The following is a 3975-nucleotide window of genomic DNA, read 5'->3' on the forward strand; positions in this document are numbered from 1 at the left end:
ACGGCCAGCCTCACGATGCCCGGCAGAGCCGCGCCTCGGCCGCCGCGAGCGCGGCCGCCAGGCCCTCGCCGCGGAACTGCGGCATGTCGCGCAGCCCGTCCTCGCGCATGTGGTCGGCGACGCACAGGCAGAAGCCGGCCACGCGGCGCAGCGGCCAGTCCGGCCGCTCGCCCAGCGCCTCGCGCAGGCCGGTGGTGCAGCGCCAGCGGAACAGCGCGTCGCCGAAGGGCGTCTGCAACCCCGCGGCCCCGGCACCGGGCTGCAGGAAGGTGGAGGGGCGCGGCGCAGGCTCGGCGGAGGCGATGCGCGGTCGCGGTTCGCGCGGCGGCGCATGGCTGACGACCCACCAGCCGCCGAGGCCAAGCGCCCCGAGCGCGAGAGGAAGGAGCATCAGGCGCAGCATGGCGCGAGCATGGCCCCGCCGGGGCGCGGCGACCAGCGCGAAGGTCGCGGTTCCATTCCGGCCCGGCATTGGCCTAGGCTCGCATCATGCGCCGAACCCTGCTGATCCTGACCCTCGCTGCCGCCCTCCCGGTGCTGCCGGCCGCGCTACCCTTGGGCGCGGCGCAGGCGCAGTCCACCGAGACGCCGGCCCCGCCGCCCTCGACGCCGATCCCGCGCCCGCCGCGATCCTGCACGCCGGCCCCGCCGACCACCTGAGCGCAGGCCGCTGGCCTGCCACGGGACGGGCAGGCTGGTCGTGATGGTGCCTCGCCGTTGCGTCGCGCTGGTGGCCGCGCTGCTGCTCGCCCAGGCCGCGCCGGCCGCGCCGCAGGAGGTGCCCGGCCTCGGCGCCCGCGATCCCCGCCAGGGCGTGCCGGCCGACCGCGCGCCGTGGAATGCTGTGGGCGAGATCGAGGCGAGCACGAACCGCTGCACCGGCACGCTGGTCGGCCCGCGCAGCGTGGTGACCGCGCAGCACTGCCTGATCGATTCCGAAGGGCGCGCCCTGGTCCGGCCGGGCGAGGTGGTGTTCCGCCTCGGCGGGCGCATGGCGCGCGCCGTGGCGATCCAGGCCGGCCAGGGATTCGATATCGCGCTCGAACAGCCATGGCGGTCCGATTGGGCGCTGCTGACCCTCGACACGCCGATGGGGGAGGGGCGGGCGCTGCGCCTTGCCCGCGAACCGCCTCGCGAAGGCACACCCCTGGTCCTGCCGGGCTGGCAGCACGACCGTCCGGGCGCGCTGGTGGCGGACCTGAACTGCCGCGTGCTGGTGATGGGCACCTTCGGCGGGCAGGGCATGCTGGTCGGGCACAACTGCGCCGGCACCATGGGCAGCAGTGGGGCGCCGCTGATCGCGCACGACGGCAGCGGCGGCTACGTGGTGGTGGGGGTGCAGGCGAAGGCGGCGCTGGGCCGGGCGCTCGGGGTGGCGGTGCCGGGGTTCTCAATTCCACAAAGGTAGCCTGCGAGGCTCCGCCTCGCGCTCCGCCGGGGTGACAGTGTCACCCCGGACCCCGCCATCATTTGGCGCGCAACGCCAGAAGGACGCGCTCGGGTGTGGCGGGGAGGTCGAGCGTCGTGACGCCCGTGGCGTCGACGAGCGCGTTCCAGATGGCGGTGGCGAGCATCAACGGCGGCTCGCCCACGGCCTTCGACCGGAAGATCGTCGCCTGGCGCGCGGGCGCACCCGCCAGCAGGCGCACCCGGAAATCCGGCGGCGCATCGCGCGAGCCCGGGATCTTGTAGGTCGAGGGGCCGAGCGTGCGCTGCCGGCCCTCGGCGTCCCAGAACAGTTCCTCGCAGGTCAGCCAGCCCTGGCCCTGCACGAAGGCGCCCTCGATCTGGCCGCGGTCGATCGCAGGATTGAGCGACCGTCCGCAATCCTGCACCAGGTCGGCGCGCAGCACCCGGTGCTCGCCCGTCAGGGTATCCACCACCACCTCCGCCACCGAGGCGCCGTAGGAGAAGTAGAAGAACGGCTCGCCGCGCATCGCCACCGGATCCCAGTGGATGTCGGGCGTGCGGTAGAAGCCGGTGGCGGAAAGGCTGACCCGCTCGATCCAGCAGCGATGCGCGAGATCCCCGAAGGCCATGGCGCGGTTGTCGCCGGGGCGCGCGACCATTACGCGATCCTCGGCGAAGACGATCTCGGCCGGCTGCACCTCCCACAGCGCGGCCGCCACGTTTGCCATGCGCTCGCGGATCGCCAGCGCGGCATTGTGCGCCGCCCAGCCGTTCAGGTCGGAGCCGGTGGAGGCCGCGGTCGGCGCCGTGTTCGGCACCTCCGCCGTGCTGGTCGCGGTGATGCGCACGCGCCCGAGCGGCACGCCGAACACCTCGGCCACCACCTGCGCGACCTTGATGTTGAGGCCCTGGCCCATCTCGGTCCCGCCATGGTTCAGGCGGATCGAGCCATCCGTGTAGACATGCACCAGCGCGCCGGCCTGGTTCAGATGGCGGATGCCGAAGGAGATGCCGAAGGCCAGCGCGAAGGACCCGAGCCCGCGCCGCAGGAAGGGATGCGCGGCGTTGAAGCCGGCGATCTCCTTCCGCCGGTCCTCCCATTGTGCATCCGCCTTGCATTCTGCCCAGACGCGGCGGATCAGGTCGCCCTCCAGCGCCTGGCCATAGGGCGTGAGGGCATCGTTCGGCGGGCCGGCGAAGTTGCGCTCGCGCACCGCCTCGGGCGTGAGGCCCGTCGCGCGCGCCACGCCGCGGATCACATCCTCCATCAGCAGCACGCCCTGCGGCCCGCCGAAGCCGCGGAAGGCGGTGTGCGAGACGGTGTCGGTGCGCAGCGCCAGCGCGGTGATCCGCACATCCGGCACGTCGTAGCAGTTGAGCGCATGCGTCGCGGCGCGGAACACGACACCGGGGGTCAGGTCGAGGCTGTGCCCGCCATCGGCGGCCAGCGTCGCCTCCAGCGCAAGGATGCGCCCGCCGGCATTGAAGCCGGCGCGCCAGCGATACAGGAAGGGGTGGCGCTTTCCCGTCGCCGCCATGTCGGCCTTGCGCGGCGGGCGCAGCTTCACCGGCCGTCCCGTGATGCGCGCGCCGAGCGCCGCGGCGGCCGCCACCCATGACGCGTTGCTCTCCTTGCCGCCGAAGCCCCCGCCCATGCGCCGGCAGGCCACCGGCACGCGGTTGAAGTCCATGCCCAGCACGCGGCCGACGATGTGCTGCACCTCGGTCGGGTGTTGCGTCGAGGAGGTGATTGCGATCTCGCCATCCTCCCCCGGCACGGCGAGCGCGATCTGCGATTCCAGGTAGAAGTGTTCCTGCCCGCCGGCGCGGAAGCGGCCCTCGGCGGTGAGCGGCGCGCGCGCGATGGCGGTGGCGGCATCGCCGCGCGCGATCGCCTGCGGCAGCATCAGGTAGTCCTCGCGCGCCAGCGCCTCCTCCGGGTCGAGAAGCGCGGGCAGCGGGGTGATGCGCGGCGTCACCGTGGCAGCGGCGCGCAGCGCCTCGTCGCGTGTCGCGGCCAGCACCATCGCCAGCGGCTGGCCGTGGTGGCGGACCTCGCCGGCGGCGAAGAGCGGCTCGACGCCGCGGCCGGAGGGCGAGATGTCGTTCGCACCCGGGATATCGGCGGCGTTCAGCAGCGTGACGCCCGGCGGCGCATCGAGGCCATGCAGCACGCCTCGCGCGACGGGGCTCAGCACCAGCGCGGCGTGCAGCATGCCGGGCGGCTCGGGCAGGTCGTCGGCGAAGCGCGCGGCGCCGGTGGCGTGCGCCAGCGCGCTGTCGTGCGGGATGGGGATGCCGGTGGTCATGCCACGAAGCGTGGCGCGTGGGGCGCTGCCACGCCCATCACCTCTCCTGGCACGCCCGGGTGTTGCAGCGCGATGCGTCGCAGCAGGTTGCCGATGGCGATGCGCCGGTAGTCGGCGCTGCCGCGCAGGTCCGACTGCGGGGCGATCTCGGCCTCCAGCGCATGCGCCGCGCGGTCGGCGGCGGCGGCGTCGAAGCGGGCGCCGACCAAAGTGGCCTCGGCACCCGCCGCGCGCGCCGCGCGCGGGCCGCAGCCGC

The 3975-nt window shown here is 74.4% G+C and carries 4 protein-coding genes and 1 pseudogene; 2 read left to right on the top strand and 3 right to left on the bottom strand.

Annotated features, from left to right (window positions below; translation table 11 throughout):
* Positions 1–10 precede the first annotated feature (10 nt).
* Positions 11–391, bottom strand: coding sequence for a hypothetical protein (locus HW578_RS23810; protein WP_198373195.1), 381 nt, complete (start codon positions 389–391; stop codon positions 11–13).
* Between the two features lie 98 nt (positions 392–489).
* Here HW578_RS23810 and HW578_RS23815 point away from each other — a divergent pair, with 98 nt between their 5' ends.
* Both HW578_RS23815 and HW578_RS23820 read left to right on the top strand, forming a co-directional pair.
* Positions 490–660, top strand: coding sequence for a hypothetical protein (locus HW578_RS23815; RefSeq protein ID WP_198373196.1), 171 nt, complete (start codon positions 490–492; stop codon positions 658–660).
* Between the two features lie 43 nt (positions 661–703).
* Positions 704–1408: a trypsin-like serine peptidase gene (locus HW578_RS23820; RefSeq protein ID WP_198373197.1), complete on the top strand. Its 705-nt coding sequence runs from the start codon at positions 704–706 to the stop codon at positions 1406–1408.
* 58 nt (positions 1409–1466) lie between these two features.
* On the opposite strand, the gene xdhB is transcribed toward HW578_RS23820, so the two are convergent.
* Together xdhB and HW578_RS23830 are read right to left on the bottom strand one after the other, a co-directional pair.
* Positions 1467–3719, bottom strand: a complete 2253-nt coding sequence (xdhB, locus tag HW578_RS23825) for a xanthine dehydrogenase molybdopterin binding subunit (RefSeq protein ID WP_198373198.1) — start codon at positions 3717–3719, stop codon at positions 1467–1469.
* Positions 3716–3975, bottom strand: a pseudogene (locus HW578_RS23830) (hypothetical protein); the annotation flags it as partial. The pseudogene HW578_RS23830 and the gene xdhB, both read right to left, overlap by 4 nt.

It is taken from the genome of Roseomonas rosulenta, assembly GCF_016106005.1.
In the GTDB taxonomy this organism is placed as follows: Bacteria; Pseudomonadota; Alphaproteobacteria; order Acetobacterales; family Acetobacteraceae; genus Neoroseomonas; species Neoroseomonas rosulenta.